At 36.6% G+C, this 18124-nt stretch carries 17 protein-coding genes; 13 read left to right on the plus strand and 4 right to left on the minus strand.

Annotated elements, in window-relative coordinates; genetic code table 11:
* The first annotated feature begins 408 nt into the window (after nucleotides 1–408).
* The 5 genes from mutA to PKC55_RS01540 all read left to right on the plus strand — a co-directional run bounded on the left by mutA (nucleotide 409) and on the right by PKC55_RS01540 (nucleotide 6924).
* The gene (gene mutA / locus PKC55_RS01520) at nucleotides 409–2295 is read left to right on the plus strand and encodes a methylmalonyl-CoA mutase small subunit (protein WP_291126215.1); all 1887 of its coding nucleotides are present in this window, start codon (nucleotides 409–411) and stop codon (nucleotides 2293–2295) included.
* Between the two features lie 21 nt (nucleotides 2296–2316).
* Complete coding sequence (locus tag PKC55_RS01525) at nucleotides 2317–3219, plus strand: prenyltransferase (RefSeq protein WP_324371554.1); 903 nt, start codon at nucleotides 2317–2319, stop codon at nucleotides 3217–3219.
* On the plus strand, nucleotides 3216–3833 hold the full coding sequence (locus tag PKC55_RS01530; RefSeq protein ID WP_006843133.1) for a CPBP family intramembrane glutamic endopeptidase: 618 nt from the start codon (nucleotides 3216–3218) through the stop codon (nucleotides 3831–3833). Before PKC55_RS01525 ends, PKC55_RS01530 begins: the two co-directional genes overlap by 4 nt.
* Nucleotides 3834–3854: 21 nt before the next feature.
* Nucleotides 3855–6002, plus strand: a complete 2148-nt coding sequence (scpA, locus tag PKC55_RS01535) for a methylmalonyl-CoA mutase (protein ID WP_291126209.1) — start codon at nucleotides 3855–3857, stop codon at nucleotides 6000–6002.
* Nucleotides 6003–6468: 466 nt separating this feature from the next.
* Nucleotides 6469–6924 carry a hypothetical protein gene (locus tag PKC55_RS01540; RefSeq protein WP_283685999.1) on the plus strand — a complete coding sequence of 152 codons (456 nt, stop codon included), beginning with the start codon at nucleotides 6469–6471 and terminating at the stop codon, nucleotides 6922–6924.
* Nucleotides 6925–6944: 20 nt separating this feature from the next.
* Here the strand turns inward: PKC55_RS01540 and PKC55_RS01545 are convergent, their stop codons facing one another.
* Nucleotides 6945–7775: a glycosyltransferase family 2 protein gene (locus PKC55_RS01545; RefSeq protein WP_283686000.1), complete on the minus strand. Its 831-nt coding sequence runs from the start codon at nucleotides 7773–7775 to the stop codon at nucleotides 6945–6947.
* A 722-nt stretch (nucleotides 7776–8497) separates the two neighbouring features.
* Here PKC55_RS01545 and PKC55_RS01550 point away from each other — a divergent pair.
* From PKC55_RS01550 to PKC55_RS01570, 5 genes are all read left to right on the plus strand, one after another.
* Nucleotides 8498–8731, plus strand: a complete 234-nt coding sequence (locus tag PKC55_RS01550; RefSeq protein ID WP_252636875.1) for a hypothetical protein — start codon at nucleotides 8498–8500, stop codon at nucleotides 8729–8731.
* Between the two features lie 375 nt (nucleotides 8732–9106).
* On the plus strand, nucleotides 9107–9763 hold the full coding sequence (locus tag PKC55_RS01555; RefSeq protein ID WP_283686001.1) for a hypothetical protein: 657 nt from the start codon (nucleotides 9107–9109) through the stop codon (nucleotides 9761–9763).
* Between the two features lie 392 nt (nucleotides 9764–10155).
* The gene (locus tag PKC55_RS01560; RefSeq protein ID WP_291126226.1) at nucleotides 10156–10938 is read left to right on the plus strand and encodes a HipA family kinase; all 783 of its coding nucleotides are present in this window, start codon (nucleotides 10156–10158) and stop codon (nucleotides 10936–10938) included.
* Nucleotides 10916–11299 carry a DUF3037 domain-containing protein gene (locus PKC55_RS01565; protein WP_291126204.1) on the plus strand — a complete coding sequence of 128 codons (384 nt, stop codon included), beginning with the start codon at nucleotides 10916–10918 and terminating at the stop codon, nucleotides 11297–11299. Before PKC55_RS01560 ends, PKC55_RS01565 begins: the two co-directional genes overlap by 23 nt.
* Nucleotides 11300–11608: 309 nt before the next feature.
* On the plus strand, nucleotides 11609–12253 hold the full coding sequence (locus tag PKC55_RS01570) for a hypothetical protein (protein ID WP_135104968.1): 645 nt from the start codon (nucleotides 11609–11611) through the stop codon (nucleotides 12251–12253).
* Between the two features lie 14 nt (nucleotides 12254–12267).
* Here PKC55_RS01570 and PKC55_RS01575 read toward each other — a convergent pair whose 3' ends face one another.
* On the minus strand, nucleotides 12268–12930 hold the full coding sequence (locus tag PKC55_RS01575; RefSeq protein WP_135104969.1) for a DUF2461 domain-containing protein: 663 nt from the start codon (nucleotides 12928–12930) through the stop codon (nucleotides 12268–12270).
* A 200-nt stretch (nucleotides 12931–13130) separates the two neighbouring features.
* Between PKC55_RS01575 and PKC55_RS01580 the strand changes: the two genes are divergently transcribed.
* The gene (locus tag PKC55_RS01580) at nucleotides 13131–13811 is read left to right on the plus strand and encodes a hypothetical protein (RefSeq protein ID WP_135104970.1); all 681 of its coding nucleotides are present in this window, start codon (nucleotides 13131–13133) and stop codon (nucleotides 13809–13811) included.
* Nucleotides 13812–13890: 79 nt separating this feature from the next.
* Here the strand turns inward: PKC55_RS01580 and PKC55_RS01585 are convergent, their stop codons facing one another.
* Entirely contained in the window at nucleotides 13891–14358 is a 468-nt protein-coding gene (locus tag PKC55_RS01585; protein WP_006843122.1) for a MaoC family dehydratase, read from the minus strand.
* A 275-nt stretch (nucleotides 14359–14633) separates the two neighbouring features.
* On the opposite strand from PKC55_RS01585, the gene PKC55_RS01590 reads away from it, so the two are divergent.
* Nucleotides 14634–15539 carry a TIGR01777 family oxidoreductase gene (locus PKC55_RS01590; RefSeq protein ID WP_291028853.1) on the plus strand — a complete coding sequence of 302 codons (906 nt, stop codon included), beginning with the start codon at nucleotides 14634–14636 and terminating at the stop codon, nucleotides 15537–15539.
* An 82-nt stretch (nucleotides 15540–15621) separates the two neighbouring features.
* The gene (locus PKC55_RS01595) at nucleotides 15622–16716 is read left to right on the plus strand and encodes a Gfo/Idh/MocA family protein (RefSeq protein WP_291028854.1); all 1095 of its coding nucleotides are present in this window, start codon (nucleotides 15622–15624) and stop codon (nucleotides 16714–16716) included.
* 113 nt (nucleotides 16717–16829) lie between these two features.
* Here the strand turns inward: PKC55_RS01595 and PKC55_RS01600 are convergent, their stop codons facing one another.
* Nucleotides 16830–17966, minus strand: coding sequence for an adenylyltransferase/cytidyltransferase family protein (locus PKC55_RS01600; RefSeq protein ID WP_324371565.1), 1137 nt, complete (start codon nucleotides 17964–17966; stop codon nucleotides 16830–16832).
* Between the last annotated feature and the right edge of the window lie 158 nt (nucleotides 17967–18124).

The following is an 18124-nucleotide window of genomic DNA, read 5'->3' on the forward strand; positions in this document are numbered from 1 at the left end:
TTAATATACTGAAGGATAGAACTCGGGTTCTATCCTTCTTCTTTGTTATATCAAACTGTTTAGGGGTGATAGAGTAGCCAAATTTCTAATGCTTTTTAGAAGTCTTAAAATGTAGCTTTGGTATTTCAATTCTCCCTTAAACGAGCTACCGTATGATAGAACTGAATAGTATAAAAAGGCTAAAGTCCTTTTCATTATTAACATATAAACTGCCAATCCTAAGTTTTTTTAGGCTCGAAAACTTTACCAACCAAACAAAAAGGATTACTTTTGTGGTGCATTTTTAATAAGGATAACTGTTTGAATTTAAGCACCTATAAATAACATTTATGTAAATATAGATAGGCCATTTATAATCTTTTAAGAATCAATAAAATATAACCTATATATTAAACAATTTTATTAATCATGGCTAATCAGAAAGAAAAGCTTTTCTCAAATTTTCCGCCGATATCTACTGAAGAGTGGATGGCAAAAATCGTAGCAGACCTGAAAGGGGCTGATTTTGAGAAAAAACTTGTTTGGAAAACAAACGAAGGGTTCAATGTAAACCCTTTTTACAGAAGTGAGGACCTTGAAGGCCTTAATACGGCTGTATCACTTCCGGGTGAATTTCCTTACGTGCGTGGTACCAAGAAAGATAACGACTGGTATACTCGTCAGGATATTGACGTCCGCGATTTCAAGGCAGCAAACGCAAAAGCTCTTGACGTACTTTACAAAGGTATCACATCTCTAGGATTTCATATCGAAGGAGATGATGTAAACGCCGACAATATCAAGACATTGTTGAAAGACATTCACCCTGAAGCTGTAGAGCTTAACTTTAGTACATGTCATCGCAAATCTTTGGAATTAACTAAGATCTTAGTTGAATACATCAAAGAATCGGGTGCAGATGTGATGAAGTGCTTTGGTTCTGTAAACTACGACCCTTTCAAACCACTTTTGAAAAAGGGACGTAATGCAGACGGATGGGTAGAGAAAGCGGCAGAGATAGTTAAAGCTGCGGCTCCGCTACCTCGTTTCAGAGTGTTGGCTGTTAATGCCTATGCATTGAGTGACGGTGGTGCTTACATCTATCAGGAACTTGGATATGCATTGGCTAACGGTAATCAGTTGATGTCTGCCCTTGTTGAAGCAGGACTAGACCCTACATTGGTTGCTAAGAAGATCAAATTTAACTTTGGTATTGGCGGTAACTATTTTATGGAAATCGCTAAGTTCCGTGCAGCACGCTGGTTATGGGCAGAAATAGTAGAAGCTTACAAACCTATCTGTGCTAACGAATGTCCAAACAAATCTCCTGAAGGAATTTGTCATTGTGCTGCAAAAATATATGTTCATGCACAAACATCTACTTTCAACAAGACTGTTTACGATGCCCACGTGAACTTGCTTCGTACACAAACAGAATCAATGTCGGCTACTATTGCCGGAATTAATTCGTTGACAGTACGTCCTTTCGACGAAACATATAAAACTCCGGATGATTTCTCTGAACGTATTGCACGTAACCAACAACTATTGTTGAAAGAAGAATGTCATTTCGATAAGATAACTGACCCTTCAGCGGGTTCATATTATATCGAGAACCTTACTAAATCTATAGCTGAACAAGCTTGGAAATTGTTCCTCGAAGTAGACGAAAAAGGATTTTATGAAGCATTGAAAGCGGCAACAGTACAAACTGCCGTTAAGACTTCAACTGATACCCGTTTCAAAGCATTGGCTACTCGCCGTGAAGTATTATTGGGTACTAACCAATATCCTAACTTTACAGAGAAAGCTGAAAGCAAAATTGTAAAAGAAGGTTGTAATTGCGGATGTTCTTCCGAAAAAGGAGAATATATGCCGTTACCTACCAGCCGCTTAGGTACAGCATTCGAAACACTTCGTCTAGCTACAGAGAAACATGGTGCTCCTACAGTATTTATGCTAACAATTGGTAATCTTGGTATGCGTCTTGCACGTGCACAGTTCTCAAGTAACTTCTTTGCTTGTGCCGGATACAAGATTATCGACAATTTAGGTTTCGAAACAGTTGAAGCAGGAATCAAAGCTGCTCGTGAGAAAAAAGCAGATGTTATTGTACTTTGTTCTAGTGACGATGAGTACGCAACATACGCTCCTGAAGCTCATAAGTTGATCGAAGGCAAAGAACATTTTGTTGTTGCCGGAGCTCCTGCATGCATGGAAGATTTGAAAGCACAAGGTATAGAACACTTCATTAATGTGAAGAGCAATGTCCTTGAGACTCTAAAAATGTTCAATGCTAAACTGGGCATCGAATAATATTTTATAATTCGGATAAAAATGGAAACAAAAAAACCAACACTAAAAAACTGGGTGATTGCTACGCGACCATGGTCGTTTCCGGTATCATCTCTTCCTGCTCTTATTGCAATGATGTATACAATACACGTGTACCCCGAAAGCTCTGCTAACTGGATATTGGGTGTAATTGCAATCATTGGCGCAGTTGTTTTTCAGGCAGGTGGTAACCTGATCAGTGATTATTACGACTATAAATATGGTGTAGACAGAGAAGGCAAGGTAGGAACAGATATTCTTACCAGCAAACTGTTTACTCCTAAACAGGTGTTTATTTACGGATGGGCATTTATTGCTTTGGGGATAACACTTGGTTTATTTTTGGTTTCGCAAGCCGGTATAGACTTGGTGTGGATTGGTTTATTTGGTACTATAGGCGCTGTATTTTATTATCGTTTCAAGTTCAAAGCATTGGGAGACCTTCTTATCTTTCTGGTTTATGGACCCTCTATTATGCTGGGTACAGGATATGTAATGCTTGGGCACTTCGACTGGTTGTTGCTTTTTGTTTCTTTCCCTATGGCGTTTATTACTGTCAACGTGTTGCATGCAAATAATACACGAGACATCAGAAGCGACCGTTATGCGGAAATCAAAACATACGCAATGCTGATCGGGATGAAGGCTTCTGTAATACATTATTATCTGTTGACGATATTGGCTTATTTGTCTATTATCGTAATGGTGGTTCTTAATATTTTGCCGATAACGGCTTTTATCACTCTGATAACAGTACCGGTAGCATATAAGAACTGTAAAGCCATGTCGCAGATAACAGAAGAAGATGTTACTCCTATCAATGAATTGGACAAAGGAACTGCTCAACTACAATTGATGTTTAGTGCATCATTGTCGTTAGCCCTAATTTTAGCTATCCTGATATGAAAAAACTTGCAGGTGCAATCCTAGTAGCAATAGTCTTTTGGTTTGTAATGTTTTCGCAATGGACAAGCCCGCATATCAATTTCTGGTATGTTATGCTTGCCGCCGCAGGAACACTTACAGCTTTGAGCTTTCTGTTTAGAAAAGACTGGAAAGCCGAGTTCTCATTCAATATAAAAGATGTTGCTTTGGGTGTTGGCTCTGCAATCGTATTATGGGGCGTTTTCTATTTAGGTAATGCAATCTCCGGAATGCTATTCGATTTTGCTCATCCGCAAGTAAGCGATGTGTATGCCATGAAAGACGGGCAAAGCAAATTGTTTCTTGCATTGGCTCTATTGTTTTGGATAGGTCCTGCCGAAGAAATCTTTTGGCGTGGATATGTTCAACGTTCATTGAGCGAAAGCAAACTCGGAAGTATGAAAGCATATATTATAACAACACTTATCTATGCCTTTGTGCATATATGGGCGTTCAATTTTATGCTTTTTATGGCTGCCTTTATATGTGGGGCTTTTTGGGGATTCATATATATGAAAAACAGAAACTTGCTGACAGTGCTTATATCCCATGCTATTTGGGATGTGGCTGTTTTCATTTTATTTCCTATATCGTAAATAATCAAATAAAAAATAAATATGAAACCTAATTTCAAAAACATTGATATCAACAGTTCGGGTTTTGTTGCTACAGACGCTACAAAATGGGCTGCTGATAATGGTATAGAAGCTGACTGGATGACACCCGAACTCATTCCTGTTAAGTCTGTTTATACAAAAGAAGATTTGGAAGGGATGGAGCATCTTAGCTATGCTTCAGGTATTCCTCCATTCTTGCGTGGACCATACTCGGGTATGTACGCTATGCGTCCTTGGACAATCCGTCAGTACGCAGGGTTCTCTACTGCTGCTGAGTCGAATGCATTCTATCGCCGTAACTTGGCTTCGGGTCAAAAAGGCCTTTCTGTTGCGTTTGACCTTGCCACACACCGTGGATACGATGCCGACCATCCTCGTGTAGTGGGTGACGTTGGTAAAGCCGGGGTGTCTATTTGCTCGGTAGAAGATATGAAGGTTTTGTTTGAAGGTATTCCATTGAATCAGATGTCAGTATCTATGACAATGAATGGTGCGGTACTTCCTGTTCTTGCATTCTATATCAATGCAGGATTGGAGCAAGGTGCTAAGCTGGAAGAAATGGCGGGTACTATACAAAATGATATTCTTAAAGAATTTATGGTGCGTAATACATATATCTATCCACCGGAATTCTCAATGAAAATTATCGCTGACATCTTCGAATATACATCTCAGAAGATGCCTAAGTTCAACTCAATATCTATCTCGGGTTATCACATGCAGGAAGCGGGAGCTACTGCCGACATCGAGTTAGCATATACGCTTGCCGATGGTATGGAATACCTTAAAGCAGGTATCGATGCAGGTATCGACGTAGATGCGTTTGCTCCTCGTTTGTCATTCTTCTGGGCTATTGGTATGAACCACTTTATGGAGATTGCCAAAATGCGTGCTGGACGTCTTTTGTGGGCTAAGATTGTGAAGAGCTTTGGTGCTAAAAATCCGAAGTCTCTCGCATTGCGTACTCACTCTCAGACATCAGGATGGTCGTTGACAGAGCAAGACCCTTTCAACAACGTTGGACGTACTTGTATCGAAGCTATGGCTTCTGCTTTGGGACACACTCAGTCTTTGCACACAAATGCATTGGATGAGGCTATCGCATTGCCTACCGACTTCTCTGCTCGTATTGCACGTAATACTCAGATATACATTCAGGAAGAAACTCAGATATGTAAAGAGATCGACCCTTGGGCTGGTTCTTATTATGTGGAAACACTAACAAACGAACTTGTACATAAGGCTTGGGATTTGATCCAGGAAGTTCAAAAACTGGGTGGTATGGCTAAGGCAATCGAAACCGGTCTTCCTAAGATGCGTATCGAAGAAGCTGCTGCTCGTACTCAGGCTAGAATCGACTCAGGTCAACAAGCAATTATTGGTATCAACAAGTATCGTCTTGAAAAAGAAGATCCTATCGATATTCTTGATGTTGACAATACTGAGGTGCGTCGTCAACAGATCGAACGTTTGAACGACTTGAAGTCTAAACGTGACAACGAAGCTGTGAAGAAAGCATTAGCTGCTATCACAGAATGTGTGAAAACGAAGAAAGGTAACCTGTTGGAGCTTGCAGTTGAAGCTGCGCGCTTGCGTGCTACTTTAGGAGAAATCTCCGATGCTTGCGAAGAGATTGTTGGACGTTATAAAGCAGTAATCAGAACTATATCAGGCGTGTATTCATCAGAAAGTAAAAAAGACCCAACATTCCATGAGGCGAAGGCACTTGTGGAAGAGTTTGCAAAGAAAGAAGGTCGTCAACCACGTATCATGATTGCCAAGATGGGTCAGGATGGACACGACCGTGGTGCAAAAGTTGTAGCTACAGGTTATGCTGACTGCGGATTCGACGTAGATATGGGACCATTGTTCCAAACTCCGGAAGAAGCTGCCCGTCAGGCTGTAGAAAACGACGTAAATGTACTTGGTGTTTCGTCTCTTGCTGCCGGTCACAAAACTCTTGTGCCTCAGGTAATAGATGAGCTTAAGAAACTTGGTAGAGAAGATATCATCGTTATTGCAGGAGGTGTAATCCCTGCTCAAGACTATGATTTCTTGTATAAATCGGGTGTGGCTGCTATTTTTGGTCCTGGTACATCAGTAACCAAAGCGGCTGTACAGATTTTACATATTTTGCTAGCTGAGTAATTTGGTTTAAAATCAAACCATAATTATATGAAAGAGCTGCCCGAATAAGGCAGCTCTTTTTTTGTATCATATTTCATTCTATTTATCTCATAATAGAGAGTAACCTAAAAGTAACAAGAGTAAAATAGTGTAATAGTCGTCACTTTTTATTGTTTGGTTTTAGTTTCTATAGAAAATAGCGATCTTTTATAGAACTGATGTATAATCTACATTATAATGTGTTTTGCAGTATATTGATGGGGTGGATAGCTGGAGTGAGCATAAAGAAAATATGATTGTAGAATAGAAATGGCTAGGATTTATAAATAATTTTTATAAATTTGTCTTTCTGCTATGTGTTAATTTGATTCTTTTTATACTTATTTGGTATCTAAAGAATGGATTAATATGTTTTATTTGTGATTATTTTTGTTGAAAAATGAGATTTGCTATACTTTTATTTATATTTTGTTCGAGTGTAAATTTAATGGCTCAGAATGCTTTAGGTGATAATGGCGAAAGATATAAGATTGCTTATGATTATTTGCTATCAGACTCTAAGACTTCAGAGCGTAACTATATAGTTTCGGATACACTTATGTTTATGGAAAGAAGCCCTTTTTGGAAATATTTCCAGAAGAATGGTGAATCTTCGTTAGACTGCATAACTCGTATTGATAGCATTGATAATACAAATAGATTTACAAAAGAATACTCTTGCGAATTGGTTAAGCTCTTTGGTTCTGCTGAGGAAACACCAAACTTATACTTTTCTAAAATCTCCGACAATGTTTTGTTTGCCGAATATTTTTATCGCTTCGGATTGAATAAGGATTTGACTCAGGCTCCTCCTAAATACAATGGTAGCTATCGCTATCTCTTTATCTTTGGTTCAGATAATAGTATTGCCGATGTTCTAAAACAGGTGGTTGCCTATAAATAAGATATACTTTGCTTTAAGGATCAAAGCTTTTCTATTCCGTTCGGTGTTTTTATTATTTTGTTTGCCTTTACGTTACGGCGTATTTCTTTATTTCTCTCTATTAGTTCCTTATTTTTGTATGGGCGAGAATGATCCAGGTGTACGCAAATGGCTGAATATCTGATTTGTTTAGAACGTATTCCCATGTTAACCAGTCGTTCCCCAAACTCCCTGTCCAATCCACCATATTGCATAGACTCGTTAAAACCATTGATAGCCAGCATGTCTTCTTTCCATCCTGATGAGTTGCAGCCATTCCATGAGGCTTTTGCGGGTGTGATGAAATTCATAAATGAAGCAAAGGTTTTTGACTTTAAGAGTTTAGTATTCTTGAAAGAACTCTTCAAGCCGTGTTGTCTTAGCCATTTAATATCGAATGCGTTTTCGGAGATGATATCTTCATAAGTAATAGCTTTGCTGGTCTCCATCGGTAATTTAGGATATCCGCCTGATAAGAAATATCCTTTTTCGGCATATCTTAAATGAGTCTCAATAAAATCCTTTCGAGGGATACAGTCGTGGTCTGTAAATATAAGGTATTCTGATTCTGAAGCTACTATGGCATCGTTTAGTATTTTGCACTTTCTGAAACCTTCATCTGTGTGCCAGATGTGCTTTATGTTCGGGAAATATTTATTCCTGAATTTATCTATTAATTCTCTGGTGTCTTCACCCGAGCCATCATCTGCAAGGATTAATTCGAATGTATTGTGAGTCTGTAGAGTATATCCCCATAAGGTTTTTTCTAACCATTCGGGATTATTGTAAGTTGATATGACAATCCCTATACTTTGAGGTTTTATATTTCTCATCTTATAATATATAGCCTGTAGATTTTAGTATGACCTTTTTGTAAGACAAAATTACAGTAAAAAAGTATATATCAACTATGATGTAGTAACTAAATGAAATGAGCTTTAAATAAGCCTCCTTGAATACTCAAGGAGGCTGCGCCTGCAGTTTGCTAAATTGTCTGTGTTAATGTCAGGCGTCTGCATATACATAAATTACTTTCGTGTATATTCCTACTCCAAAAAACATTTAGCTTTTTGACTTATTCCAATTTTATCTATACTATAGACATAAAATTGCATATCTTTTTTAAGAGGGAATTATAGTTTTTCTTATTTACTGTGAATAACAAATCTTTTCTTGGTAGGAAAATAGAGAGTTATGCAGTTTTAATAAATTTATGTAAAAGTTTCCCTTATGTTTTAATCTTCAATACCTCGTGTAATTAATAACAAAAGTAACTTTTATTTTTATATTATCAAGTGATTTGATATAAAAAAGAGAAAAATTATACTTGTTTTTAATCATTCTATATTGTGCTATGATTGGTAGTTAGGTGTAGTCTGTGTGTAATTTATATAGGCTAATGTAATTTTTGATTGTAAAATAAAATAGTATGGGAAGGTATTCAATTTGGTTAAAAGCGTTATATTGTTAATAACTAATTAGTATCATGTTTTTTAGTTTTATTTAAAAAAATTATTTTTGCCATCGGAAGATTTTAAATAAAAAATAATAGACGATGACTAAAACACTTCTAATATTTAAAGAGGGAATAGCAAAATCGCAAAAAGTAAGAGAGAGACTTGTGAAAAATATTGATAGGCAAACTGATACAGAGATTACACTGAACTTATCGGATTTGGATTTTGATTTCAATAAAAAAGAGGTGAAAATTTCGCACTATATTAAAGATACAGAATATCCGGATGTCGTTCTTAAATTTAATGATTTTATATCATTAGTTCAGAGCTAATTGAATATCTCTAATATAAGAGGTTAAGATCTTTGGTGTAAAGAACACTTTTAAAAGACTTTCCTCCTTTCCTTTTTATATTATAAGAATTATGTTTAATCATATCAGATATGGTTAGGCATTTTTATTGTCGTTTTTGATTAATCCATTGAAGGTGATTATCGTTAAAAATGATACCCTTATATTCAGGATTCTCTCAAAAAGTTGTAAAAGGTGAAATGATCTCTTATATTTGTATTATAAGAAGTAAAATACTATAAAAAACTGTTATTTTTTTAGGTGATCAGATTTATTATAAATGGCTTATAATAAAGTCTAGTCGATTAAGATAAGAGCTTTTACATTTTCTAGGGATTTTAGATTATCTACTCTGAGATGATTCGTGAAGTAAAAATAGATTCATTTGATGATATCTGTTCATCATTTAGTATTTGGATTATCAAGTATTGTTCGCAGAATTATACTTTTCCATTGTATATGGTTTGGTATAGTGATACGGATGTAGAGGGGCGTCATGCCTTCATGCTTGATAAATCAGGATGTATTTTTGCTGTTACTGATTTAGTGAAGATAAAAGAGACACTACTGAAGAATATAGATAAAATTCAACAACCAAACAATTTGATGAATTGGTTAGCTTGCTTTGGAAATATCATACCCGAGTATGTCGAATCTTATAATGTAGGACAAATAGAAAATAATATACGGGGGAATGATTTCTACGATGAGTCAATAACCCAATTTATAGGCTTTATTAATTTATTTGGAGATTTTGTATACCAGTCGAAAGATAATCTTCTCTATGAAAGAGACTTGAATAATAAGTATATAAGTATGGTATACAAATACTACGATCAATATATTCAATCATCAAATTATATGATCAAAGATCAATATAATCAAAAGGATAAACCTCGATTGGAGATAAATCATCTGGAGTTACTGCATGCTTTTATCAAGATTAGGTATGTTATCGAAGAAAATATTTCAGTCGCCTATTTACAAAACACTGTTCAGCCCTATAATGTCTGATCGAAAGATGAACGACATCCTAAAATCCGCATAACTTTAAGTTGTAATATAAAAATAGATTATAAACTTCTGTTTTCTTTCTATTTAAGTGTTTGTTTGTTAAGGTGTTTTAAAATGTTTATATTCTGAAAATACACAAGGAAATATAGTTAATTAACAAAATAAATTGAACTTTATTCTACTACTTATGGTTATATAACATGTAGTTTTGTAAAGTTTGTGTTAAGGCATGAGAAAGTCCTACGACGTGATGTTGTGGGCTTTTTTTATTTGTACATGTGTGATCGACTCGTATTAATAATGTACAATAATAAGGGATAATCGCTGACTATTTTTTATCTTTATCAACACGAACTAATGTAAATAATAAAAAGGAAGGGTCGTTATTGAAAATGGAATTACGGACAGTAAATGTAACACGCTATATAACTCCTTTACGCGAAGGAGGTTCTTTGCCTGCACTGGCAGAAGGTGACGATGGATTCAAATATGTTGTCAAATTCAGAGGGGCCGGGCATGGTACAAAAATGCTAGTTAGTGAGTTGGTTGGTAGTCTTATTGCTCAAACACTGGGCTTTCGTGTTCCGGAAATAGTCTTTATTAATCTGGATGAGGCTTTTGGACGTACCGAGGGTGATGAAGAGATACAAGACCTCTTGCAGGCTAGTCGTGGTTTAAATATGGGACTGCATTTTTTGTCAGGAGCGTTAACTTTCGATCCCGTAGCTGTGCAGATTGATCGTAAAACAGCCTCTCAGATAGTATGGATCGATGCCCTGTTGACAAATGTAGACCGCACAACCAAAAATACGAATATGCTGATGTGGCACAAAGAACTATGGCTTATCGATCATGGAGCGTCGCTTTATTTTCACCACTCGTGGGTAAATTGGGAGAAGTATGCGCTAAGCCCTTTTACTCAGGTTAAAGATCATGTATTGCTGCCTTATGCTTCAGAATTGGAGGAGGTTGATAAGGCTTTTAGAGAGATTCTTGTACCGGAGAAAATAGAAGAAATTGTTGCTTTGCTGCCGGATGATTGGTTGCATTGGGGTGAGGAAGGTGAAACTCCCGCAGATATACGTCGGGTATATGTAAACTTCCTGAAGGAGAGATTGGCACATTCAGAAATATTTATAAAAGAAGCACAACATGCCAGGGAAACACTTCTATGAATATGCTGTTATTCGTGTTGTGCCAAGGGTCGAACGCGAAGAGTTTATCAATGTTGGGCTTATTATGTACTGCAAAAGGGCTAAATATATAAAGGCTCGTTATGTGTTAGATGAGCAGAAGTTACGTTTGTTTTCGTCTGAGTTAGATTTAGAATCATTATCTATCAATTTAGAAGTGTTTGATAAAATATGCTCCGGAACAAAAGCAGGAGGTAAAATTGCATCTTACGAAATATCGGATCGGTACCGTTGGCTTACAGCCGTTCGTAGCACTTCTATACAAACATCTACTTCTCGTTCGGGATTTTCAGACGATTTGGATGATACTTTCGAGAGGTTATATAACGAATTAGTTCTGTGATTGATAAAAGAGTAAGTCATTTTCTATTCGAATTTATAAAAAACTACATCACCTTTATAGCAATAGAGATGAGGCGATCTGAACAGATGCTATACTGTTGTGTTTAATAATATATATCCAGTCTGAAAAAAGGATAAGATTATATAAAAAGGTTTTGTTTGGTTATATTTGAGGATTGTATTATATTTATGATTAAGTAGTATACAATACTTGAAAATAAAGAAAAACCAATCCTTCTTGTTTACAAAAGAGTAATATATTTATTCTGTAATATACCATTGTAACCTAAAAATACGAGTTTATAATACGATGAAAATATCTACATTGGCTATACTTTCAATGTCTCTTTTAATATTCACTGCAATGTTGTTCGGCTGTAGAGGAGGGCAGGAAAACGAAAGAATACAGTTGTTTATTCAATCTGCGGATATCGGTGATTGTAAGCTCAAGGGTTCGATGTCTTATGATTCTTTGAAAGGTGTCTATACGTTAAAGGGAGCAGGAGCTAATATGTGGGGCGGACTGGATGCTTTTCATTTTGCATGGCTTGAGAAAGATGGAGACTTTGTTTTACGGGCAAATATTATGTTTGAAGGAGACGGAGTAAATACTCATCGCAAGATTGGTATACAAGTTCGAGAGACGTTAGATGCCGATTCTCGCTATGCTGATATTGCCGTTCATGGAGATGGGCTTACTTCCTTGCAATACAGGATGGTTAAAGGTGGCGTTACTGAAGAGCTTGTTTCAGCCAATAGAGCTCCTAGTCAAATAGAATTTGAGCGGAAAGGAAATCTTTTTAGGATGAAGACCGGAACAAGTTTAACTCCTCAAATAGCCGATAATGAGATAGAAATACAACTGCCTGCTAAATGTTACATCGGGATATTTATCTGTTCGCATGAAGAAAATATTTTAGAAACAGCATACTTCTCAAATGTTGTATTAGAATAATGCTTTTGCCTCGCTTATTCGTTTACAATATCGCTCAGAAATTCGCCTAACGGATGCATTATCTTATATATTTTAGCGGCGTATTCTGCAAAATCTTCACTCAATAATTGTTCTTTAGATATAGGTTTGCATACATAGAAGCGTTTGAGTTTTAGATATTCTGCTGCAGGATGGTTTTTGTCAAATCCATTTGGTACACGTTGAAGCGTATCCTCGTCACGATATAGATCTCCTATTTCTTGTTTAAAGTTTTTATCGTTCAATATATCACTGAATGTGTCAAAATCTTCATAGATACCACGTCTTATTTTCTTTAGTTGCGTACCATCAAGCATATAATATCCTAAAGAGAGGAATAGTTCGTCAGGATCGATATGCATATAATAGCCTGATGCCTGATCTGCTGTGCGAGCGCGAAAGATAGCACCAAAATGAGTTTTGTATGGTGATTTGTCTTGTGAGAAACGAACATCCCTATAGATACGGAAAAGACATTTCTTTGGATCGATATGTCCAATTTCAGGATCGAATGTTGCTATTTTTAATGCCGTTTCGCCTACCAATAATTCAACATCCTTGCGGGCACGTTCGTACCACGATTTATTTTCAGTAAACCATTCACGATTGTTATTCTTTTTTAATTCCAGAAGGAATTTTAGCGTATCTTCTTTTAGCATAATTTTATTCTTTTGAAGTATAGACTTGATGTTCTATTGAAAACGATATTCTAAGTAGTTTTATATCAGATATATCTTTAACTAGCTTTTTATCAGCATAAAGATATTCTAATTTTCAACAAGAGCTTCTCTTTTTAATTGTAAATTTTATATATTTGAAGAAATATACAACACAAGCTGAACCAAAACACATACTTAAAATGAAAAAAATAGGAATATCATTTTTTTTACTCACCTTGTTTTGTGCCCATAGCGCACTATATAGTCAAAATAGTTTACAAGTAGAGATATACCCTCGTCAGAAAGTGATTCTTAGTTACGAAAAATTCGATATGAATGCTTTTCGCAATCAGGTAGCGCAATCAGGTAGCCTTGATTATGTTTACACCGAGCCGGACGGTACGCAAAAACGTATATCGAACCTCCGTAAAGGGCTGCCTATAGAGGTGTATGAAGTGCCGCCCTTGCCTGCCGTATATCGTATATTCAAAGAGTTTTATCCCAATGGGAGTTTAAAACGAAAAGGAATATATTTGCCTCATCAGTTTCCTATCGGTAAATGGCTTGAATGTGATGAGCAGGGAAACTGTAGTGTCATCAATTATGATCTATACAGAGGAGCTTTTGGTTATAACAGTTTGCTTAAAGCCCTAGAAGATAAAGGCTACATAAATACTCTGGGTGGAGGTGATAACTGGTCTTTTATTGTGTGGTACAATGATAATTCGCATCAGTGGGGAGTTAAGCTGCAAAAAGGTTCTAAGTATAGAATGCTTCAGATTGATGCTAATTCCGGAGATATTCAGAGTGAGGCAGAGCATGAGGTGAAGCCGACCAACACATCAGTTTATGGTGATTACAATGCTTTTGGCGATTATTAATGTAAGGTTATAAAGAAATAAGGAAGGTATTTGAGATCTCAAATACCTTCCTTTATTTTATTTCAAATGGTGCTTGTTCTTAACTGTTGAAGTGATATAGGAATATAACAGTTTCTTCCAATGCACTTTTAGGAGAATCTTTTATCTCCAATACAACTTTTATCTCAGCTTTGGCAATACCCCTTAAGTTAACTAATGAGTCTAATTTTACTCTTAGGCGAACTTCGTTTCCTGCGACTACGGGTTGATTGAATTTTAGTTTTTCAATGCCATAGTTGATAAGCATTTTTATATTATTTACTTCTATGATCTGATCCCATAGATAAGGTAATATCGAAACCATCAGATAACCATGCGCGATAGTACTTTTAAAAGGGCTTTCTACTTTAGCTCTTTCTACATCTACGTGAATCCATTGGTAGTCTAGTGTAGCTTCTGCGAACAGGTTGATACGTTCTTGTGTAATTTTAAGGTAATCAGAAACACCAAGTTCTTTACCTACATATTGTTCAAAGTCTTGATACGAATTAATGATAACTTTACTCATAAGAATAGTTTATTAACAAACAGTCTATAAAATTATTGATATTAACCGAGATCACCAAATAAATATGGCTTTGGATTAAAAACATGATAATATTTTACTCATAATATTCCACCTAGTAAATAATTTCGTTTAGTTACAAAATTATTATTTTATAAAGAGTGATATTAAAAAATAATAAGAATAAATATGTAGATTTGCATAACTATACATTCTGTATAGTGTGTTGATCCAGGTAGTTTGTGTCCAATAAACATTCTAGTATTAAATAAATATATATGCGGGTTTTTATTACAGGAGGTACAGGGTTAATCGGTACGTTATTAGTCAAGGCCTTATTAGTGCAAAATCATAAGATCACGGTTTTGAGCAGAGATGTAGTCAAAGCAAAACAAAAGCTGGGATCAGATGTCGAATATTGTCAATCATTAGATGGACTAGATTCGTTAGATGGTTATGATGTGATTATAAACTTGGCGGGCGAATCTATTGCCGGTAAACGATGGACAGCAAAGCAAAAGGAGCGTATGTGTGATAGTCGCTGGGATACAACCCGTCGTTTAACAGAACTGATCAAATTGAGCAACACTCCTCCTTCTATATTTATTTCAGGATCTGCTGTTGGCTATTACGGACTTCAGGATGACGATGCAATAAATGAAAATTCGGAACCCGGAGAAGGGTTTACTCATTTACTATGCAAGAAATGGGAGGCTTTGGCAATGGCTGCAGACAACAGACATACGCGTGTATGTATCCTGCGAACAGGTATCGTTTTATCTAAAGACGGGGGAATGTTGCCCAAGCTAGTGCTTCCTTTTAAGTTGGGGCTTGGAGCTGTAATAGCATCCGGAAGCCAGTATATATCATGGATTCATATTCAGGATATGGTTAACGGTATATTGTTCTTGATAGACACTCCCGAAGCAAGAGGAGCTTTTAATTTTACTTCTCCTAATCCGATTACCAATAGGCGTTTTGCTAAAGTGTTGTCACGAACTTTATTTCGTCCATGTTTATTTAAAATACCATCATTTGTGATAAAAATGATGATGGGTGAAAGTGCAACATTGCTTATAGATGGGCAACGTGCTATTCCTCAACATTTATTGGATAAACATTACCGTTTTGCCTTCGAACATATTGATGAGGCTTTGGCTGATATATTAGTCAAGAAAATATAACTCGTCAATTGAAGGTAAAAGCAGAGTTGAGTACAATTGATCGATAGTTCTTTTTTATCTTTTATAATAATGCCCTTGAATAATGAAATTAACAAAGATTTTTCTGCTTACTATTCTCTTTTCTCTTGCTTTACCATTTTTTGCTCAAAAAGACAAGCCTTTGCGACTTGGAGTAGTGGGTCTGTCTCATGGACATCTATGGGAAGTGTTGTCACGTCTAGATAGAGGTGATTTTCAGGTTGTGGGAGTTGCCGAAAAAAATACGCAGCTATGGAATAATAAAATGTTACGTGCTAAAGTTGATGAAAAGCTTTTCTTTCAGAATTTGGACGAAATGCTTGACAAGACAAAACCGGAAGCCGTAATAGTCTATGAGCCTATATATGATCACCTTCGGGTGGTAGAAGCGTGTGCCCCTAGAGGTATCCATGTGATGGTAGAAAAGCCTCTAGCCACTACTGTACAGCAGGCTAAGCGAATGGCTGAACTAGCACAGAAATATCATATTATGGTTCTTACCAACTATGAAACTACATGGTATCCAGCCAATCATAAGGCATACGATATGATTCGTAAAGATGGAGCTGTAGGTAAGATGTCTCGAATAAATGTATATGATGGACATTCCGGGCCCGTAGAGATTGGGTGTGGCCCTGAGTTTTTGGAATGGTTGACTGATCCTGTGAAAAATGGGGGAGGAGCTGTTGTAGATTTTGGATGCTATGGCGCAAATCTGAGTACATGGCTTATGGGCGGGAAAAAGCCTGTGAGTGTGTCAGCCGTACTGCAACATCAGAAGCCCGATGTGTATCCAAAAGTGGACGATGATGCTACCATAGTTCTCGAATATCCGGGGGTAACTACTATTATTATGGCTTCGTGGAACTGGCCCTTTGGCCGAAAGGATATGCATATTTATGGAAATAAAGGAGCCCTATATCAGGATAATGCAAAGGATATGCGTTTCTTTTCAGGGAATAAAGAGGCTAAAATGGTTGCAGATGCTTTGCCCGAACCTTACAATGATTCTTTCTATTACCTAAAAGCTGCTGTAAGAGGAGATATAGAAGTAAAATCAACAGACTTGTCTTCTTTAGAAAATAACCTGATTGTTGTTGAAATATTAGAGGCAGCTATAAAGAGTAATGCTAGGGGTAAGGCCGTTAAGCTTCAGTAAATACGAATTAAATATCATCTGACCTGTTTGGGCTTGTGGCTTGATCGGTTTTGTTAAAATAGAAAGGGACAGATATCAATAAAGTATCTGTCCCTTTCATTAGTCTATATCTCTTATTCGGCTTTTCTTATTCTTATCTGAATTGCATTTTCTATAGGTGTTTCGCTTACGAAAATTAGATAACCACCGCCACCGGCTCCACTTAACTTCCAACCTAAAGCGGATGATTTATATTTGTTTAAAACTTCGAGAATATCGTCCGATACCATGTGCGGATACATTACGATTTGAGCTTCGAAGCTTTCTCTAATGGCTTCTCCTAGTTTTTTTATATCTTTTTCTTTTAGTGACTCCCATGCATTCTCAGCAGCATTGCTTAACCTTTTTGCATTCTCAAGTGTAATATTAGTGTTTGATAGGACATCATAATCGTGGTGACGTGGATATAATGGTACAAGCCACAAATGTTTTTCTAGCCACAACAATATCTCATCATCCAATACCTTCTCTATACGCGATGGCCAGAAATCTCCGTCATAATATAGCTTGTTTAGTCCGGGCAGAACGATTCCCAATGAATCCTGTGAGCCACTTACATATTTTGTTCCCGGAGGATTCTCGAAGCAGAACAAGGTTTTAGCAAGTTTTTCTTTATCTCCCGTTGGGATATCTACCTGCCAAAGTTCTATTGCTTTTTTGCGTGAGCTGGTTGACATACCACTCCTGTCGTTGAAGTCATAATCGGGCTCAATAGATATTGTAAGTACAGCTCCCGGATATAGACTGCTGACATTTGGCTGATCAAGCCAACCTCCCGCCAGATCTATCCGATAGGGAATTCTGCATTCTTCACGTAAAGCCGTTGTAGATCGAGTTGGTAATCCGGCGTGGGGGATTCTTTTGCTTACGATGTATTCTATATGAAGGTCTTTGCATAGCTGTTCTTTTAAGGCACTGTGTCCGTCACTGTTAACAAAGAAGATGTCGGGTTTCAGTTCTTTCAGATCTTCAATAAAGTCAAGTATGCCACTTCCTTTATTGATCCAGGCATCTTTTACAAACCGAAGGGACTTTATCATATATAGGCGTTCCTGCTCACTGTTTATGGTTTTTCGGGCTTTTAGTTCATTTATTGTTTTGTCAGAACCTATCCCCACATATAAATCTCCGTAACTGGCAGCTTCTTCAAAAAATGCAACATGGCCGCTATGGAGCATATCGTAGCACCCACTTACAAAAACCTTTTTCATATTTTATATTTTCATGTTCGAATTATAGTATGTAAATATATATCTTTTTCACTAATTATTGCTCCTTCTAGGATAGGTGACTATGTCTTTTTTTTAACAAATTTCCTCAATAAAGTTTGTTTCATTACTATAATACATTAAATTTGCAGAAGACAAAC

This window comes from Dysgonomonas sp. (assembly GCF_035323175.1).
In the GTDB taxonomy this organism is placed as follows: domain Bacteria; phylum Bacteroidota; class Bacteroidia; order Bacteroidales; family Dysgonomonadaceae; genus Dysgonomonas.